Below are 16,806 nucleotides of genomic sequence, written 5' to 3'. Positions count from 1 at the left end.
AATCGATATATGTTTAAAAATCAATCTTCAATCCAACTTCCGAATCATCAGGTGGCGCAGGAATGCGATATACACCTCTACAGTTTAATTTCTCCACGTTGATCCAGTCTGCAAAATCATCCCCACCGTAGCAACGTACAAAAACACCATATTCTTTCTTACCCTCATGATCAATATATTCGGTATATTGGGTGAATGGATGTTTCCCTTCTATACTCTGCAAAAAATCAGAAAACTCCCCTCTCCACTTATTCATCTGCTCTGCATATTGATCGGGAACATAATAATAGAAACCATCTGGCGTAAAGTATGAAATCTTCATTATCATCTAGCAGACCTCCTAGATCCTAATTTGATAGCAGTTTAAAGTTTTAAGATTTCCATACCTTCTTTTAGAAATGACGAGACGAGTGTATGAAATTGAATTCTATCTGCTATTTCTTGTTTTGTTTTATGTACCAGAAAGTGAGAGTATTTCTTCATCAGTTCATGCTCATTCAACTCAATGGGTAGGTAAATAAGCTCAACGTTATCCGAGTCAAAATAGTGTCGATATCCTCTCTCTGATTGCCCTACCTCCATCACGGTTGTTATGACCAGTAACTCATCACGTGTACAGGTTTTTATCAAATCGGATCTTTTCTGTTCTAAATCACACACAAATTCTTCACCTTGCTGATTACGCTCAGCTTCAGCAATTTCACTTTCAATGTCCATGATCCCTTTCATTCTTCCTGCGAGTTGTTTAGCCAATGAATACAATATATGTCCTCCTTGTAAGGATGTGGATTACTGAATGTATCACCTCTACTCTACTCCATTAGCGATTCAACTCGCAAACCGCATCATTATTTGTTTTAACTTACTTAAACCTATCTGGCAGATATAAAAACTTCCCACCATGTACTCAACACGCGATGGGGAGCATCTCTTATTAATATGACAAAGGCTGTGTAACGCCTCTACACTTCCTTTTAATATCCAATGTAAAGTGAAGCTTGATCGAGAGATTGCATGTGCGCTTCCCTACTTACACCCGACTCTGATTGGAATTATACTCTTTTTTCGCGGTGCGAGCTGTTCCTCCCACAATCATTCGTTTCATGCTGATAAGCATGGTATACAGAACATAACCAATCATTCCACCAAAGGTGTTCAACATAAGATCATCCACGTCGAATATGCCCATGCCCGTCAATAGCTGTGTCGCTTCAAACGCAAAACTTAAGAGCAAGGAAAGTACGAGTACCTTGGCCCCTGACAACAGCTTGTTCCCCATCAGCACTGGAATGAAAATACCCAGTGGGATAAAGGCCATGACATTGCCCAACAGATGAATTGCGGTACCTGGACGATGTAACGACAGGCTATGCCAGTCTCTTGAGATTTCCTGAAATGGCGTCAGGTTAACGGTTCGCGTATGAATCAGATCCGGCTGATGCGCGATCGCGATAAGTTGAACCCTCACGATGTCCCAATCCACCGTATGCCCCTTGAATAATATCAGCTTGGTTAGCAGATACAGATAGACGATCAATGCCGCGACCCATATCATCTTCATGTTGAACTCCTTAGGTTTCATAAACGAACCTCCATGTATTTCTAGTTGTTTATTCCTCCACCGTCACGACAACTCCCTTCATGTTGTCTCCCGATATCTCATATTGACCGTGCTCAGGTATATTAATGGTCTCATCTTTGGATGCATCGTAATAACGTACAAGATAGTGTTCGCCCCCGACTTCAGCGGAAATGCTCTTTTTCTGCTGCAGCAGCTCCAGATATTGCTCCAGCACCAGATGATTATGATACATGATGGCGCTGTGCGGCAATCCCACATATCGGAAATGCCATGGTTCGAATTGGATGCCGGTGATGTCCACTTTATCCTTCGGGTAACGCAAGATGAATCCGAATTTCCATGCATTCTTTTCCAGCCAAGCTCCTTCCGGTGCTTCACTCATAGCAGCCAGAGTAGAGCCGATATCCATGGACAAGCCCAGATTATGTTCACTGTGACCCGCGGGAAGCGCATAGTCCGATCCCTTTTCTTCATAAAGCTGCTCCTGTTTCGTAAAGTCCCGATAGCCACTGCTAATAATGAAGTATCGTACATCATCTTTCCCAGCAGCTTCAACCATCTTCTGGAATGCTTGCGCTACGTACTTTGACAACATAATGTTATTATCCAGCAATCCATATCCACGGACCAGCTCATGTTGTTCCGCCAAATTGACAATGTCGGTTCTAATCCCTTCCGCATGAACGGGATACTCCGAATTGACGAGCAATAAATTCCCTTTATGTACTTGATTCCTCATATCCACATTAATTGTTTTGGTATATCCTGCACGAATTTCACCCGTATCCTGAACTTCCAGATTCGCCTCTTCCTTCTGCTCAAATAGTGCGGGTGACTTGGAAAAGATATATCCCAGTACAATGATACATATCAAAAATCCCCACTTTTTCATTCCATGCTCCTCCTTTACCTCGTAATTCAAGGATAGAGAAAACTAGTTAAAAAAAAGCAGGGCAATTCTAAAGTTTTTCTTAAATTATATAAATTGAACTAAAGAATATTTACACTTACCACTCCGATGACAGAACAACCTTCCGATCACTGTTATCCCCAGATTTTTTGGATTCCCTTATTCAAAGGGGAAAATCCGGGGATAAAGGCGAAGCGTATGCTTCCGATGCAGCTTTCTTCAGAAAGCTTTTAGTCCGCTTCTTCAGATTATTTCTGTCCTCTCCGTTCTCGTGTATATGCTTAGTTCAATTTATATAGCCTTTTACTTCATTCTAGTGCTGGCAACCGAACTTCAAATACGGTCCGTACGATATCACTTTGAGCCGAAATGGAACCATTATGCTGCTCCACAATATTTTTGGCGATAAACAGGCCCAGACCTGTTCCACCTTCCTGAGGTGTCCGCGCACGATCTCCGGTATAGTACATATCGAAAATATGAGGCAAATCATCCGGATGAATATGTCCCCCATAGTTCATGATCTGAATGATAACCTGTCCTGCATCACGGTGCCCATTGATATCCACATAAAGACCATCTGTACCGTGACGTGCTGCATTAATCAACAGGTTCTCAAACACGCGTGCAAGCACCTCACCATCGCCGGAAATGGTTAACTCGGCATCGATATGCAGTCGGGTGACCAGGCGGTTCTTTTCAAAAACAGGGTATAGCTCTTCGTTCATCTGCCTTAGTAGTTCACTAAGATCAAGTCTCTTTTTCTCAATCGGCAACATGCCATAGTTCATTCGTGTAATCTCAAACAAATCATCGATCAGTTTCTCGAGACGCTGAGATTTGGTAAAAGCAATCGCTGTAAAGTGCCTGACCTGCTCCTCCGTCAGCTGATCATCCTTCATCAACAGATCCAGATAACCCAATACTGATGTTAAGGGGGTACGCAAATCATGCGCCAGGTTCACAACCAGCTGGTCCCTGCTGCTCTCCGCAAAATCTCCCCGTTCTACCGCTTCCCTCAGTTTCAGACTCGCCAGATTGATATCCTCTGCAATCGCGCCCAACTCGTCCTTCGTCGAAATTTGCACACGGTGCTGGAAATCACCGCTCGCGAGTTGCCTGATACCTGTGGAGATATTTTTGAAGTAGGTAACATACGGCTTGGTAAACCAGAAGAAAAACAGGATCGCAAGCGGTATGAACAAGATAAGGAAAAAGTAAATATCCCCTATACTTCTCATAAAGTGACGATATTCCGCTAACTGATCTTCCGCACGCACACCGGTGTAATAGTATTGCATCAATTTATATACCCCAAAGGTAATCGCACCAGATGCCAGCATGCTTAAACCAAGCAACAGAATCATGGTCGTTCGAAAACTTCTGCGTTTATTCATTGAACGTGTACCCCACACCCCAGATCGTTTTGATAAACTTGTTCTTGTCTATATCTTCTCCCAGCTTCTTGCGCAGGGTTCGAATATGAACCATCACGGTATTGCCGCTCTCATAATAAGCCTCTCCCCACACTTGTTCAAAGATGCTCTCCGCACTGAACACCTGTTTGGGATGACTTGCGAGCAGATACAGGATGTCAAACTCCTTCGGTGTTAACTCTACTGGCTTGCCGTATAGGGTGACGCTATGTTGATCTGGCGAGATAATAAGCCCGCCTTTCTCCAGAATGGAGCGCTGGACCGGTGCAGACTGGCTAAATTGAAGTGAACGGCGCAGTTGGGAATTGACTCGGGCGACCAGTTCCATCGGGTTAAATGGTTTAGTCATGTAATCGTCCGCGCCCATCACGAGCCCGGTGATTTTGTCCATATCGGAAGTTTTGGCACTCAGAAAAATGATAGGCAGGTGATACTGCTCCCGAATTTTGCGGGTCACTTCATATCCGTCCATACCAGGCATCATAATATCCAAAATGGCCAAATCTATTGCTTGTGTCTGAACGGCTTGGACCGCCGCTTTCCCATCGAATGCCTTGATGATGTGATATCCTTCTTTTTGCAAGTGCAATGCAACCAGATCAGCGATCTCAACTTCATCATCTGCGATCAAAATCGTAATACGTTTCATTGCTTATTCCACTCCTATATGTGATGCTCAACAATATAACATATCTGAATCCAACTTATAAATGATTGAAGGGAATCCAATATATGAAACTCGACCGTTTATTAGCCATTGTTGTGCTGTTGATCAATCGTGGCCGGGTGCAGGCCAAGGATCTGGCCGATACGTTTGAAGTATCCATCCGCACCATCTACCGGGATATAGACACGCTGGGTCAGGCGGGTATTCCTGTCGTCACCTATCAGGGTGCAAGCGGTGGTATTGGCCTTGCAGAGGGCTATCGGCTTGACCGAAATGTACTAACTGACAAAGATCTGGCCTCCATTGTCACTGCGCTGCGCAGTGTCTCCACCTCCCATACGAATGTAGCACGGGATCTGTTGATGGAGAAACTCAGCAGCATCGTGCCTGAAGCCAAAAATGAGGATTTCCAGGCCAATACCAGCCGCTTCATTGTGGATTATTCGATGTGGACGCATCCCGAAGCACTGCAAATCAAACTTCAGCTCATTGAACAGGGCATGGATCAACTGCGGCCCATTACATTTACCTATTGTAGTGCAGAAGGTACTCAAACTCATAGAACGACCGATCCACATACTCTTGTGCTCAAAAAGCATTCCTGGTACCTCTATGCATTCTGTCACGAACGCAACGATTTCCGCATGTTCAAACTGGTCCGCATGCGAGAAGTCGTCCTTGCCCAAGGAAGCTTCGAACGCAAGCCGATCAACCTGCAGGACAGGCCCTGGCAGCAAGAGTGGGCAACTCCAGATAATAAAGTAGCCTTGAGCCTGAGATTCCATGCTCGTATCCGTCACATCGCAGAGGAATGGTTTGGCATAGAGAACGTCGTTTCGGATGGTGAGGGGTATTATATCAGCCAAGTCGCATTCCCGGAGGACAACTGGTTGTATGGGTTCATTCTTGGGTTTGGCGCGGATGTCGAAGTGCTGGAGCCTCTGCATATTCGAGAGGAGATTCGTAGAATTGCTGAACAAATTGTGCAAAATTATAAAGCTCCGCCCCTAACCTGACAGACAGGTGTCCAGTTCCTCCCGTTATACTTCTACTATATTCAAGCTGTACATAACGAGGAGGAATTGATGATGAACGTCACAATATGCCAAAGCTGCGGAATGCCACTTACTACCCCTGCTCAATTCGGAACAGAAACGGAAGGTAATACAACCCGCGAATACTGTATCTATTGTTATAAAGAAGGCAAGTTCGAGCAGCCCGATATTACACTGGATGGCATGATTGAAATGTGCACCGCCATCCTGAATCAGGAAGGTATGGACGAGGAGTCAGCAAGGGCAATGCTGCGCAACCAACTTCCTTTTTTGAAAAGATGGAATGCATCCGGCTCAGAACGGAACGTGGCATTTGGGGCAGAAAATTCGGATGAGTCCGTTGTATTTAATCAAACTACTCGCGACAATCGGCTTTCCACAGAGCCCGCTCGATATGTCACGCTGCCAGGAAAGCGCCTTGCAGGTGTGTCCGCCAGAACAACCAATGCCATTGAGATTAGTGGCAAAGGCTGTATTCAGGGACTCTGGAACAGCTACTTCGCCTCAGATCATCAGCCTGCCCCTGAAGCTGCCCGCTATGGCTGTTACGCTGATTATACGGATGGTATAAATGGAGAATACACCATACTGGTGGGTCATGAGGTGGGTCCGGATGAAGCGTTGCCTGAGGGAGTGAGTTCCGTTGACCTGCCGCCTGCAACATATGCGGTATTCACCTCCAGAAAGGGCCCGATGGCCGAGGTCGTAGGTGAGGCCTGGGGTGCGGTGTGGGCCTGGAACAATCAGGGGGAACGCACGTTTACCGGAGATTTCGAATTGTATGATGAGCGCAGTCTCGATCCTGATAACGTACAAGTCGACTTGTATATCGCTGTTCGCCAAGAAAAATAAGAAAAAAAGTGATTATGGTCATTTCTTAATTCCAATTGGACCGTTTTGATCTATATCTCAGCAATGGAATACTGCTCACGGATTTATGCAAAATGCTGTTAGGCTGTCAGGTTTTCCTGATGGCTTTTTGGCGTTTCCCCTTTGTCTGCCCGTCCAAAATTGCCCTAATATGCACCCGACAACCGACCATGGTACCAAGTTAGCTAGCTTGAGTCGTACCTATACAACCAGACAATATGTCTTAATTTCGACACAATTGGCATTCCCAAAACTGGGTCTATTCACTTAACAACCGCTTCTATCCTCCCATATGAAACCTAACATATGCGGTCCTTTCCTCCTGAATTTACTTAAAAACGTTTACATCTCTTGAATACGGGGTAAAATCACTACAATCCAATTGGAATTACACCTTAAGTTGCCTGTTTCGTCTAACAAGTCACATATACCTATTTGCGTAACAGAGACGATAACCCGTCGGAATACATAACCTATTTAATAATCACATATGCATATTTGAAAATGCATTAAAGGAGGAACCAAGATGATCCGCATGCCTATTCAGCAAATGATCCCGTACCACCATCAATATCCGCGCAACACGGCGACCACTGCTCCCAAAAAGGAGAATGAGAACACTCAAGGTCTATCCTTTCATGAAATTTTGCAACAAAAAATGGCTAAAAAGAATGCTGCCCCTTCTTTGCGATAAATGAAATGATGAGCGAATTGAGAATCGCTTGCGTGATTTGCACCGTTCCTCTGCGAATATGTGGATGAACGGTTATTCGCGTTTTCACGATAAATGTTGTTACCTCAGTATTTTAAATATGTACAGTCTATTGTCATATCCCTATAATGGGTTAAATATCTGCGGCACTTATTGAGACATAATCCATTTCAGGGGGCAAGTATGATGATGACCATTGGCTGTTTTCACGCTCACTATTCCAATATTGTACTGATTGAAGAAGCACTCGCTCCTTATGAGGTTGAACTTGTCCATTATGTCGATCCGGGTCTGGATCGTCTCAAACATGATGCTGATTTCACCGAGGCAGTTACTCATGAGAAAGTATCACAAACGCTGCAATGGATCGCACATTGTCATGCCGACGCCATCCTTGTCACCTGTACCCTGTTTGCAGCCGTACTTGAGCAGGAGGCAAAACATGTTCCCGTCCCCGTGGTTGGTATTGATGATCCCTTACTTCAGGAAATGCAGCAGAATCCTGGCGAGTACATCCTAGCGTTTACTAACCCCGCAACGATTGAAGGAACGATGGTGCGGGTGAATCAGGCTTCTTTGCAGCAAGGTGATGAGGATGGGCAGCGAAACGGGATCGAAGCGATAGAGACTGAAGCAGTATTGATCCCGGGGACATTCGAATTAATTATGCGAGGCGATAAGGAAGGCTATCTTGCGGAAGTGAGCACCGGATTACAGCAACTTGTTGAGAAGTACCCGGGTAGCACGGTAGTAGCCGCTCAACTGTCCATGGCTCCCGCAGCAGCACGGGTTACAGCAGACACAGGCATGTTGATCTATAGCCCGCTGGCATCGCTTGCGGCGTATTTGGAGAAGAAGTTTAACATGGCTCAGCGTTAAGTGTTGAGCTCATGAAGCAAAATAAAAAGACTCTCGAATGAGAGACTTTCGAATGGTATAATCATTTTGTACAGCCAATTTGTGGTGGGAAATAGGTTGCCTCCGGTGGGAGGTGATCCTATGAACTTCTCTTTCAACCACGTAATCGTGTTCGCAATGTTAATTATTGCGCTCTTGACATACATCGACCGTAAAAAGAAGTGACCCGCCACAGGTTGACAGGCCTGACGGGTCACTTCGTCTGAACTATGCTGCACTTGGAGGAATACCCACCGCAAATGCTGTGCAGGAGTAGCCATTGGCCTGGCTACTCTTATTTGTTTTTCACTTATATTCATTTTATTAAACATCTGGGAGACAATCAACCTATAACTGATAAAATATGTTGTGGCATTATCCTTGTCCTTCGAAGTTAAGTGTGCGCACCACATACCAAGTAAGAGGCCGCTCTTCTCCGCGATCACAGAGAGGAACGGCTTTTCACTATGTCAGGCCGCCCAGATTGCGCTGTAACGACGCCTAAGGGCGGGTTCGGTATTCCTCAGCCTTTTCCTGCATGCCCGCGGCCACAGCCTCATTCTCGGACAAACCTTTGTCTGCGGCAAATGCACGAATATCCTGCGTAATGCGCATGCTGCAAAATTTCGGTCCGCACATGGAGCAGAAATGGGCTTCCTTGGCCCCTTCGGCTGGCAACGTCTCATCATGATAGGATAGCGCACGTTCCGGGTCCAGAGACAGGTTGAACTGATCCCGCCAGCGGAACTCAAACCGCGCTTTAGACAATGCATCGTCCCGCCGCTGGGCACGTGGGTGACCTTTCGCCAGATCAGCGGCATGAGCAGCGATCTTGTAAGCGATAACCCCTTCCCGCACATCATCCTTATTGGGCAGGCCCAGATGTTCTTTTGGCGTAACATAACAGAGCATCGACGTACCGAACCAGCCGATCATCGCTGCTCCAATTGCCGAGGTAATATGGTCATATCCTGGTGCAATATCGGTCGTCAGCGGTCCCAGCGTATAGAAAGGCGCCTCCTTGCAAATCTCCATTTGAAGATCAACATTCTCCTTGATCTTGTGCATCGGCACATGCCCCGGACCTTCAATCATCACCTGCACATCATGCTTCCAGGCGATTTGTGTTAGTTCACCAAGTGTAGCCAGTTCCGCCATCTGGGCTTCATCATTGGCATCGTAGATGCTTCCTGGGCGCAGTCCATCTCCGAGAGAAAATGCCACGTCATACCTTTTCATAATCTCGCAGATTTCTTCAAAATGGGTATACAAAAAATTCTCCTGATGATGCGCAAGGCACCATGCTGCCATGATGGACCCGCCCCGTGACACAATGCCCGTCATACGTTTGGCTGTCAGCGGAATATAACGCAGCAGCACGCCTGCATGGATCGTAAAGTAGTCCACACCCTGCTCTGCCTGCTCTATGAGCGTGTCACGATACAACTCCCAGGTCAGTGCTTCGGCTTCCCCATTGACCTTCTCCAGCGCCTGATAGAGCGGTACTGTTCCAATCGGTACAGGTGAATTGCGGATGATCCATTCGCGGGTCGTATGAATGTCCTTGCCTGTAGAAAGATCCATCACCGTATCCGATCCCCAGCGTACCGCCCAAGTCATCTTCTCCACCTCTTCCTCGATGGAGGAAGATACCGCCGAGTTTCCGATGTTAGCATTGATCTTCACATGAAAATGACGTCCGATCAGCATCGGCTCACTCTCCGGGTGATTGATGTTTGACGGCAGGATGGCCCTGCCACTCGCCAGCTCCTGCCGCACAAACTCCGGTTCCACACCCTCACGAATGGCGGCGAACTCCATCTCCGGCGTGATCATCCCCTGCCGTGCATAATGCATCTGGGTCACGCTGCGCCCTGCCTGTCCTCGTAATGGTTTACCGCGCAAGCCCGGATACTCCTCGGCTCCAGCTCGCTTTCCTCCAGCTTTCAATCCGTTATCCTCCGGTTTTACCGTTCTTCCCTGGTAGGCTTCAACATCTTCTCGCTCCGTAATCCAGCGGGTACGCAGCGCTGGCAGACCTGCCCGGATATCGGCATGAAATCCGGGATCAGTCATGGGCCCGCTCGTATCATAGACACGCAGCGGTTCGTTATGCTCCACTCCTTGGGGAGTATTGGTGTCATGGAGGGCAATTTCACGCTCCGGTACAGCAATATCCGGTCGTGAGCCATGAATGTATACTTTGCGGCTGCCCGGGAAGGGCTGAACCCGTCCTGTCGTACCTTTTTCCTCTGCCAACTGCTGATCCTGCTTGTCCTGTCCCATCGTTCGGTTTCCTGTGCTCATCGCTCTTGTCTCCTCCTCATTGGTGATTGCCTGGATTGTAATGCTTGCGCACGGGTCCCAAAATCATCCACAACATAGAAAAAGAAAGAGCAACCATACGACAGAAAACAGGGACATACACTTCAAGTAATACAGACATTCGAGGCAAAAGATATGCACCCCAATGCTCGCCAATGGCTCCCAGCTCTTTATCCAAAAGCAGCTCTGACACTGGCTTCTGCCTGTTTACTGTATAAAAAAAGCCGGTTCCCAAGGGAACCGGCTTTTGTCCATCACCAATAACGAACCTTATTCAGGCTCCATAACGGAGTCCATCCATAAGTCACATCATATGGTGTTCGTGGTCGTATCGCCGATTACTTCCCTACGCTGGTATGATCCAGATCAGGTGCAAAGGGTCCGGAATCTCATGCGATTCCGTCTCAGTCCGGACAATTCAGACTCCCCTAGTAACGTTAACAAGTTGCAGCATCTAAGCTGCAGATTGATATTCAATTATGCTGACCCTGCTGGGCCGTCCATTACAGAGTAGCGCAACCGAATCATAAAAACAACCTTTAAATTCCAGAAAATATAATCAGGATAACATAAGTCCCATCTGTGTAGCAGCTTCCTTCAACACAGGTGCGTATTCATGCAACGTCTCCTGCGAGAGGCGACTAACAGGCCCGGATACTGAAAGAGCAGCAGCGATGTTGCCTTTCCGATCCATGATGGGAACAGATACTGCCGCGGCTCCTGGTTCACGTTCCTCATAACTTGTTGCGTAGCCATATTCCAGAATGTCTTTCATCTGTGCCAAATATACTTTGGGATCGATAAATACCGGCCACTCCGGTCCATTCATCAGATCTTCGCGGTCCTCTTCGGTGGCAAAAGCCATCAGCACTTTGCTAGACGCTCCCACGGATAGCGGAAGTCTGACGCCCACCGGAGCTACACGACGAATCGCCTGATCACTCTGAACAGCTTGAATCCGAATCCGCTCACTGCCATCACGCAGATATAAGCTCACGGTTTCACCCAGTCGATCCCTCAGCCTCTCCATTGCAGGAAGGAGCAGAATAGCCGGATCATCGCTGCGAGACATATGGGCAGACAGTTCCCAGATGCGTATACCAAGCCGGTACTTCTCGGTGGCTGCATCCCGGATCACGAACCCCTTGTCCTCCAAAGTAGCCATCAGACGATGGACTGTACTTTTGTGCAGACCGATCTGGCTGGCAATTTCCGTGAGTCCCAGATCACTGCGGGTTGTAAAACACAATAATATATCCAGCGCCCGTTCTACAGCCCGGACGGTTAACTTTCGGTCTTCCATGGCAAGTTGCCCTCCTCATGTTTCATCACATGAAACTTGGTTACATAAATTATATGAGAAACGGTCTCATCTGTAAACCAAAAAGCGCCATTTGGAATAGGGATATTTGTAAATATTTTCTTTTTATAAATTAGAATCCCCTGCATTTTGCACCCTAAGGAAATGTTACCCATATATCTTCAAAACTATATAACAATTGCGTAACAAATGGCCTCAATCAATTGACTTTGACTATATTGGAACATACGATAAAGATATATTAAATTAAAATTTCGCTTCATAAGTAGTCAGAAAAATCATTTATCCGCTCTGTTCGTCTCGTTGTTATCTTCATTTGATTTTTAAAGGAGGGGCAATCATGTATCCGACATCCCAGAGCGAAGCCCCGCTGCAAACGAAAGTGTCAGATCTGCCTTCTTCGTTATCACCGAGGCTGATCCGGTTCAAACATATTGTCGTGGCGTTGTTGCTCTCCGTTATATTTTTTCTGCTCTTTTGTTTCATTGCACTACACGGTTATATTGCTTGGGTATTATCCAATCCAACTGTAGCGCCTGTATTCTCTAATCCCATGCAGGCGAAGAACATGAAGTATCAAGACATCACGTTCCCGGCAGCAGACGGCAGTCGAACGATGCAGGGTTGGTATATTCCAGCTGACGATAATGCAAATAAAACCATCATATTCAGCCATGGATATGGTGCGAATCGTGAAGAGACCTGGGTACCGATGTATGACCTGGCCCATTATGCTCACCAACTCGGCTTCAATGTGGTGATGTTCGATTACGGTTTCGCTTCACAGGTGAACAAAGCTGTCGCCACAGGCGGCAAAGCCGAGTCCCAGCAGCTGCTTGGTGCAATCCAGTTTGCGAAGCAGCGCGGAGCTCAGGAGCTTGTCGTATGGGGTTTCTCCATGGGTGCAGGTACAGCCCTGCAGACTGGGCTTATTACCAAAGATGTGGATGCTATGATTCTGGACAGCACGTTCCTGCTTGAGCCGGATACGCTGTATCACAACATCCATAATCAGATTGATCTTCCGCGGCAGCCTACGCTGGAGATTATGAACCTGCTGTTCCCGATTCTGAACGGGACCGGATTGCAGCAAATTCCGTATCAAGAAGTAAAAAAAGAAGATTATCCTTTCCCAATTTTCTTCATCCATGGTACCGAGGATGAGAAAGCTCCTTACCCGATTGCGGAGCTGCTTGCCGGCAACCAAACCAATCCGAATTCCGATGAATGGATTGTGGACGGTGCGCATCATGAGCTGATCTTCCGAGAGCATCCGAAGGAATATCTGCGCCGTGTCTCCACGTTCCTGAGTCATGTGACTAAGACGAGCAGCGATGATGTGGAAAATACCAATACCGGAGAATCGTGAAAATCCGATAATTCAAGAGCCCTATGGGGCTCTTTTTTTGTGTACACATAGGACAACATGCCTGGAGAATATACTTTTGGGACGTAATTAAAGACAGCTCTAGCTTGTATATTACAAATTGAGCGAACCTGGTGATCCAATTTTTTTTGTGCTGCTGGATCTGAATTTGAATTCATCTGAACGGAGGTTTACCGCTTATGAATTGGTATGGATATGGGCATCTGCTACCTCTGCGGGTACTCGAAGAAGTCCGTTTCTGGAAAGAGCAAGAGAAGGAACATACCATTGTCATCCGTGCACTAGTTCCTGAGCTTGAACCCTCCTATGTCAAATGGCTTGCGGAATGGGAAGCGATCTTTGAGAATAGCGAAAGAGTCGCGAATCAGCTGTTGAAGCAAATACTACCGGGAACCCAGCCCCCTGCCCCCTACATCATACGCTGTATTGAACAGCTCGTGGCTGCTGCCTGCTCACAATCGCGGGAGTTCATTAGACAGCTGTATGTCCTGCTGGAGCAAAGTACTGCTGTGCAGAATGGGCCGATTGCCAAAGTCGTTATTCTGCATTTCATTCGCGAATCCGAGTATTTCCTGGGGGTACTTGAAACGCTGAAACAATCTGGAGCGTTGCGAGATTTGGTGTCTGATCCATCTTTTTCACTGGAACATATTCTTCAAACCTCGGGACAACCGGCTAATCCCAACGTACTAATTGCTTCAACGCCCGTGTCTGAACAGCCCTATCGTGAAGCTGTAGAAGAATCGTCCAATACTGCGAAAAAAATCAATAACCCCACTCCAGCGGTACAGGCACAATCTTCAGCGGTTGTACAGTCTCCCAATGCAAATGCAGAGGGCACAACCAACTCTTCAGCAGCGCCAGTCAAAGAGAAACCTGTACCTATTGGTGGACACACACTGCCACCCCTACCCTATGCCTACAATGCGCTGGAACCACACATCGACGAGATGACGATGCGCATACACCATGACAAGCACCATCAATCCTACGTGGACGGACTGAACACCGCGGAGAAAAAGCTCGCAGAATCACGGAAAAAGAATAATTTTGAACTCGTCAAACATTGGGAACGTGAACTCGCGTTTAATGGTGCAGGCCATTACCTGCATACGATCTTCTGGACGATCATGAACCCCAAAGGTGGAGGCAAGCCTTCCGGTATGCTCGCAGAGCAGATCAAGCGGGATTTTGGCAGCTATGAAGCGTTCAAGAATCAATTCACCGAAGCCGCCAACAAAGTAGAAGGCAGCGGCTGGGCCATGCTGGTCTGGAGCCCGCGGGCGCACAGATTGGAAATTTTGCAGGCGGAGAAACACCAGAACTTATCTCAGTCCGACATCGTGCCTCTCCTGCCGCTTGATGTATGGGAACATGCCTACTATCTGAAACACCAGAATGAACGCAAAAAATATATCGAGGATTGGTGGAAGGTTGTGTACTGGCCAGCTGTGGCGGAACGTTACGAAACTGCGCGCAAGCTGTTATGGCCGCCTTACTGAGATTAGGATTGGAATGATGCGAAAAAGAGATATCTCCAGCTTACAGACTGAAAGATATCTCTTAGATCGCAAAAAAAAAGCAAGCCTCCTGAATCAAGAAGACTTGCTTGTAATAGGATAATCTATGGACCTCAAGCCATTAAGAGGCGCAGCCTTCACATGCAACATAGTTGTCGCCAACCTGTTTGCTAATTGCGATCAGATCGCCCAGCTTGATATCTTCTTCACCTGTAAATTCAAGATCAGCGATACGCGCAACGATCAGGGCAGCTGCTTCTTCCTTGCTTGTAGCCATTTGGCTAAATTCAGACTTTTCGCCTGTGGAAATAACCTCATATAAGTACGTATATCTTAAAGTTTCCATGTAGACACTCTCCTTCCGAAATCACATCATATCATCTCTATTACCCAATTCCAAGTCCAAGCTTCTAAACCTAATCGTAACGCAGTTTCATCTGCTCAGCCGTCAGTTTGACGGCTTCCCGATCCACGGTCAACACTCGGCTCGTCTCCGCCAAGGGAAAACGCTGACGCAGTGTACGTACCAACGAGGCTGTATACGCTGCAGCAGAAGGGACACCTGCAAGTTCCTGCAAACTTGCCATCGTTCCAGGCCGGACATCCGGATATCCTTCGTTGGCACCGTCTGATGCGTCCTGATAGAACTTACGCACGTCTGCTGCCAGTTGGTCTCCTTGTCCTTCCACGATGATAAAAGCAGTAATGATATAAGCCTTGGCCTGTCTGCGCTGGGCAATGCCACAGAATTTCAGTCCACCCACACTGACATCATAATCACCTGGACAGAAGGCGCCTTCGATCTCACCCGTACGTGCCTGACTCGACCATGGTATTAGCGATTCAGCGATCAGTGAGGCCATCTCCCGAAAATCATCGTGAATATTGATGGCACGTCCCGGGTTAGGCAGAATTAATGACACGTTAACCACCCCTGGATTCAGGGGAACTGCTGCACCACCCGATGGACGAACGCAGACCGCCGTTCCCTGGCTTCTAATGCGTTCCATCGCTTCTACTGCCTGAGGCAGCCTCCGATCCCGCAGCCCTGCTACAAAGGCATCTGGATGCCGCCAAATGTGAGCAACAGGCAACTGACCTTCTCCCACCCGGCGGCACATGACTTCTTCCCAAGCAAATGCTTCAAGTACACTGCTCCCGTGCCGCAGCAGCGGTGTCTCCCAAATCTGTAGACGCAAAGAATGATCCAGCTGCATCTGCTGCTCTGCTCCCGGCGATCCGGGTTGATCTGAATTGGACGGTACACTCATGTATGATAGCCTCCGACTAAACTAATCTGGATGAATTGAAGTAATTGCGTGATCCTTAAGTATCCCCTTGTGTGAATGCAAAAGTAATATATAAATAAGCCGGTTCCCCAGGGAACACGGCTTATTTATGAAAACTTCCATTGGCACAAGCATGTATCCTGCCATTTCAGATCCAGCAAATTGCCGACTGGAAACAACATGATGGTGCCAAAGGATTCAATGCTTCTGGCCTGTCCAATGAGTGGAATGAGCCGAACTTAATCTTTCATCAGCGACAGGAACTCGGCACGCTGTGCCGGATTGTCACGGAAAGAACCACGTACGGCAGACGTTACCGTCTTACTGCCCGGCTTCTTCACGCCGCGGGAACACATGCACAAGTGCTCACCTTCCACGACAACCATGACACCGTTCGGCTCTACCGCTTCAGTCAGAATATCGGCAATCTGAGAGGTAATTCGCTCTTGAACCTGCAGGCGGCGGGTAACTGCCTCCACCAGACGGGCCATTTTGCTCAATCCCACAATTTTGCCACTAGGTACATATCCAATGTGCACCTTGCCGAAGAAAGGCGCCATATGGTGTTCACATTGGCTGTAATAGACAATGTCCTTCACAATGACCAATTCTTCATGATTCTCGTCAAACGTAACACCAAGTACATCGCGCGGGTCCACTTCATACCCACCAAAAATCTCTTCATACATCCGGGTTACGCGTGCAGGCGTTTCTAGCAGCCCTTCCCGCGTACTATCCTCACCGATCAATTGCAAGATCTGCTCAATGTGATACTCGATCTTCTCCCGATTGTCGGATACTTTTGAATTCAAATAATCTTTAACGCCAGCCACTG

At 47.3% G+C, this 16,806-nt stretch carries 16 protein-coding genes, 1 pseudogene and 1 riboswitch; of the genes and pseudogenes, 6 read left to right on the top strand and 11 right to left on the bottom strand.

The window, feature by feature from the left end:
• Positions 1-13: 13 nt before the first annotated feature.
• From ACDJ58_RS02185 to ACDJ58_RS02160, 6 genes and pseudogenes are all read right to left on the bottom strand, one after another.
• Positions 14-328 carry a hypothetical protein gene (locus ACDJ58_RS02185; RefSeq protein WP_413375114.1) on the bottom strand — a complete coding sequence of 105 codons (315 nt, stop codon included), beginning with the start codon at positions 326-328 and terminating at the stop codon, positions 14-16.
• Positions 329-363: 35 nt separating this feature from the next.
• Entirely contained in the window at positions 364-762 is a 399-nt protein-coding gene (locus ACDJ58_RS02180) for a hypothetical protein (protein WP_413375112.1), read from the bottom strand.
• 268 nt (positions 763-1,030) lie between these two features.
• Positions 1,031-1,582 (bottom strand): VanZ family protein, encoded by a 552-nt coding sequence (locus ACDJ58_RS02175; RefSeq protein ID WP_413375110.1) that lies wholly within the window; start codon positions 1,580-1,582, stop codon positions 1,031-1,033.
• A gap of 231 nt (positions 1,583-1,813) precedes the next feature.
• Positions 1,814-2,141, bottom strand: a pseudogene (locus ACDJ58_RS02170) (M15 family metallopeptidase); the annotation flags it as partial.
• A 659-nt stretch (positions 2,142-2,800) separates the two neighbouring features.
• Positions 2,801-3,889: an ATP-binding protein gene (locus ACDJ58_RS02165; protein ID WP_413375108.1), complete on the bottom strand. Its 1,089-nt coding sequence runs from the start codon at positions 3,887-3,889 to the stop codon at positions 2,801-2,803.
• Positions 3,882-4,577, bottom strand: a complete 696-nt coding sequence (locus ACDJ58_RS02160; protein WP_413375106.1) for a response regulator transcription factor — start codon at positions 4,575-4,577, stop codon at positions 3,882-3,884. The genes ACDJ58_RS02165 and ACDJ58_RS02160 overlap by 8 nt, the downstream gene beginning before the upstream one ends.
• An 83-nt stretch (positions 4,578-4,660) precedes the next feature.
• On the opposite strand from ACDJ58_RS02160, the gene ACDJ58_RS02155 reads away from it, so the two are divergent.
• The 4 genes from ACDJ58_RS02155 to ACDJ58_RS02140 all read left to right on the top strand — a co-directional run bounded on the left by ACDJ58_RS02155 (position 4,661) and on the right by ACDJ58_RS02140 (position 8,111).
• Positions 4,661-5,611 carry a helix-turn-helix transcriptional regulator gene (locus ACDJ58_RS02155; protein ID WP_413375104.1) on the top strand — a complete coding sequence of 317 codons (951 nt, stop codon included), beginning with the start codon at positions 4,661-4,663 and terminating at the stop codon, positions 5,609-5,611.
• Positions 5,612-5,680: 69 nt separating this feature from the next.
• Entirely contained in the window at positions 5,681-6,502 is an 822-nt protein-coding gene (locus tag ACDJ58_RS02150) for a zinc ribbon domain-containing protein (protein WP_413375102.1), read from the top strand.
• Between the two features lie 544 nt (positions 6,503-7,046).
• Positions 7,047-7,214 carry a hypothetical protein gene (locus ACDJ58_RS02145; RefSeq protein WP_379444663.1) on the top strand — a complete coding sequence of 56 codons (168 nt, stop codon included), beginning with the start codon at positions 7,047-7,049 and terminating at the stop codon, positions 7,212-7,214.
• A gap of 201 nt (positions 7,215-7,415) precedes the next feature.
• Entirely contained in the window at positions 7,416-8,111 is a 696-nt protein-coding gene (locus tag ACDJ58_RS02140; RefSeq protein WP_413375101.1) for an aspartate/glutamate racemase family protein, read from the top strand.
• Positions 8,112-8,630: 519 nt separating this feature from the next.
• On the opposite strand, the gene thiC is transcribed toward ACDJ58_RS02140, so the two are convergent.
• Together thiC and ACDJ58_RS02130 are read right to left on the bottom strand one after the other, a co-directional pair.
• Positions 8,631-10,415 (bottom strand): phosphomethylpyrimidine synthase ThiC, encoded by a 1,785-nt coding sequence (gene thiC / locus ACDJ58_RS02135; RefSeq protein WP_413379427.1) that lies wholly within the window; start codon positions 10,413-10,415, stop codon positions 8,631-8,633.
• Between the two features lie 365 nt (positions 10,416-10,780).
• Positions 10,781-10,894, bottom strand: a riboswitch (TPP riboswitch).
• 119 nt (positions 10,895-11,013) lie between these two features.
• The gene (locus ACDJ58_RS02130; RefSeq protein ID WP_063568040.1) at positions 11,014-11,757 is read right to left on the bottom strand and encodes an IclR family transcriptional regulator; all 744 of its coding nucleotides are present in this window, start codon (positions 11,755-11,757) and stop codon (positions 11,014-11,016) included.
• 358 nt (positions 11,758-12,115) lie between these two features.
• Here ACDJ58_RS02130 and ACDJ58_RS02125 point away from each other — a divergent pair, with 358 nt between their 5' ends.
• On the top strand, positions 12,116-13,144 hold the full coding sequence (locus ACDJ58_RS02125) for an alpha/beta hydrolase (RefSeq protein WP_413375100.1): 1,029 nt from the start codon (positions 12,116-12,118) through the stop codon (positions 13,142-13,144).
• Between the two features lie 197 nt (positions 13,145-13,341).
• Positions 13,342-14,664, top strand: a complete 1,323-nt coding sequence (locus ACDJ58_RS02120; protein WP_413375099.1) for a Fe-Mn family superoxide dismutase — start codon at positions 13,342-13,344, stop codon at positions 14,662-14,664.
• Between the two features lie 139 nt (positions 14,665-14,803).
• Here ACDJ58_RS02120 and ACDJ58_RS02115 read toward each other — a convergent pair whose 3' ends face one another.
• The 3 genes from ACDJ58_RS02115 to folE form a co-directional block, all read right to left on the bottom strand.
• Positions 14,804-15,028 (bottom strand): hypothetical protein, encoded by a 225-nt coding sequence (locus tag ACDJ58_RS02115; RefSeq protein ID WP_053779639.1) that lies wholly within the window; start codon positions 15,026-15,028, stop codon positions 14,804-14,806.
• A gap of 70 nt (positions 15,029-15,098) precedes the next feature.
• A complete protein-coding gene (locus ACDJ58_RS02110) occupies positions 15,099-15,953 on the bottom strand; it encodes a biotin/lipoate A/B protein ligase family protein (RefSeq protein WP_413375098.1) in 855 nt (284 codons plus the stop codon).
• 257 nt (positions 15,954-16,210) lie between these two features.
• Complete coding sequence (gene folE / locus ACDJ58_RS02105) at positions 16,211-16,804, bottom strand: GTP cyclohydrolase I FolE (protein WP_063568443.1); 594 nt, start codon at positions 16,802-16,804, stop codon at positions 16,211-16,213.
• Positions 16,805-16,806: the final 2 nt, after the last annotated feature.

It is taken from the genome of Paenibacillus taichungensis, from assembly GCF_047302525.1.
GTDB classification, from domain to species: domain Bacteria; phylum Bacillota; class Bacilli; order Paenibacillales; family Paenibacillaceae; genus Paenibacillus; species Paenibacillus taichungensis_B.
This window is presented reverse-complemented; position numbering and strand designations above follow the sequence as displayed.

Excerpts from the sequence above, each read along its gene's own strand:
- ACDJ58_RS02150 (WP_413375102.1), top strand. The coding sequence starts at position 5,681 with ATGATGAACGTCACAATATGCCAAAGCTGCGGAATGCCACTTACTACC.
- ACDJ58_RS02155 (WP_413375104.1), top strand. The coding sequence starts at position 4,661 with ATGAAACTCGACCGTTTATTAGCCATTGTTGTGCTGTTGATCAATCGT.
- thiC (WP_413379427.1), bottom strand. The coding sequence starts at position 10,415 with ATGGGACAGGACAAGCAGGATCAGCAGTTGGCAGAGGAAAAAGGTACG.
- ACDJ58_RS02185 (WP_413375114.1), bottom strand. The coding sequence starts at position 328 with ATGATAATGAAGATTTCATACTTTACGCCAGATGGTTTCTATTATTAT.
- ACDJ58_RS02110 (WP_413375098.1), bottom strand. The coding sequence starts at position 15,953 with ATGAGTGTACCGTCCAATTCAGATCAACCCGGATCGCCGGGAGCAGAG.
- ACDJ58_RS02130 (WP_063568040.1), bottom strand. The coding sequence starts at position 11,757 with ATGGAAGACCGAAAGTTAACCGTCCGGGCTGTAGAACGGGCGCTGGAT.
- ACDJ58_RS02115 (WP_053779639.1), bottom strand. The coding sequence starts at position 15,028 with ATGGAAACTTTAAGATATACGTACTTATATGAGGTTATTTCCACAGGC.
- ACDJ58_RS02145 (WP_379444663.1), top strand. The coding sequence starts at position 7,047 with ATGATCCGCATGCCTATTCAGCAAATGATCCCGTACCACCATCAATAT.
- ACDJ58_RS02120 (WP_413375099.1), top strand. The coding sequence starts at position 13,342 with ATGAATTGGTATGGATATGGGCATCTGCTACCTCTGCGGGTACTCGAA.
- ACDJ58_RS02125 (WP_413375100.1), top strand. The coding sequence starts at position 12,116 with ATGTATCCGACATCCCAGAGCGAAGCCCCGCTGCAAACGAAAGTGTCA.
- ACDJ58_RS02165 (WP_413375108.1), bottom strand. The coding sequence starts at position 3,889 with ATGAATAAACGCAGAAGTTTTCGAACGACCATGATTCTGTTGCTTGGT.
- ACDJ58_RS02140 (WP_413375101.1), top strand. The coding sequence starts at position 7,416 with ATGATGATGACCATTGGCTGTTTTCACGCTCACTATTCCAATATTGTA.
- ACDJ58_RS02175 (WP_413375110.1), bottom strand. The coding sequence starts at position 1,582 with ATGAAACCTAAGGAGTTCAACATGAAGATGATATGGGTCGCGGCATTG.
- ACDJ58_RS02160 (WP_413375106.1), bottom strand. The coding sequence starts at position 4,577 with ATGAAACGTATTACGATTTTGATCGCAGATGATGAAGTTGAGATCGCT.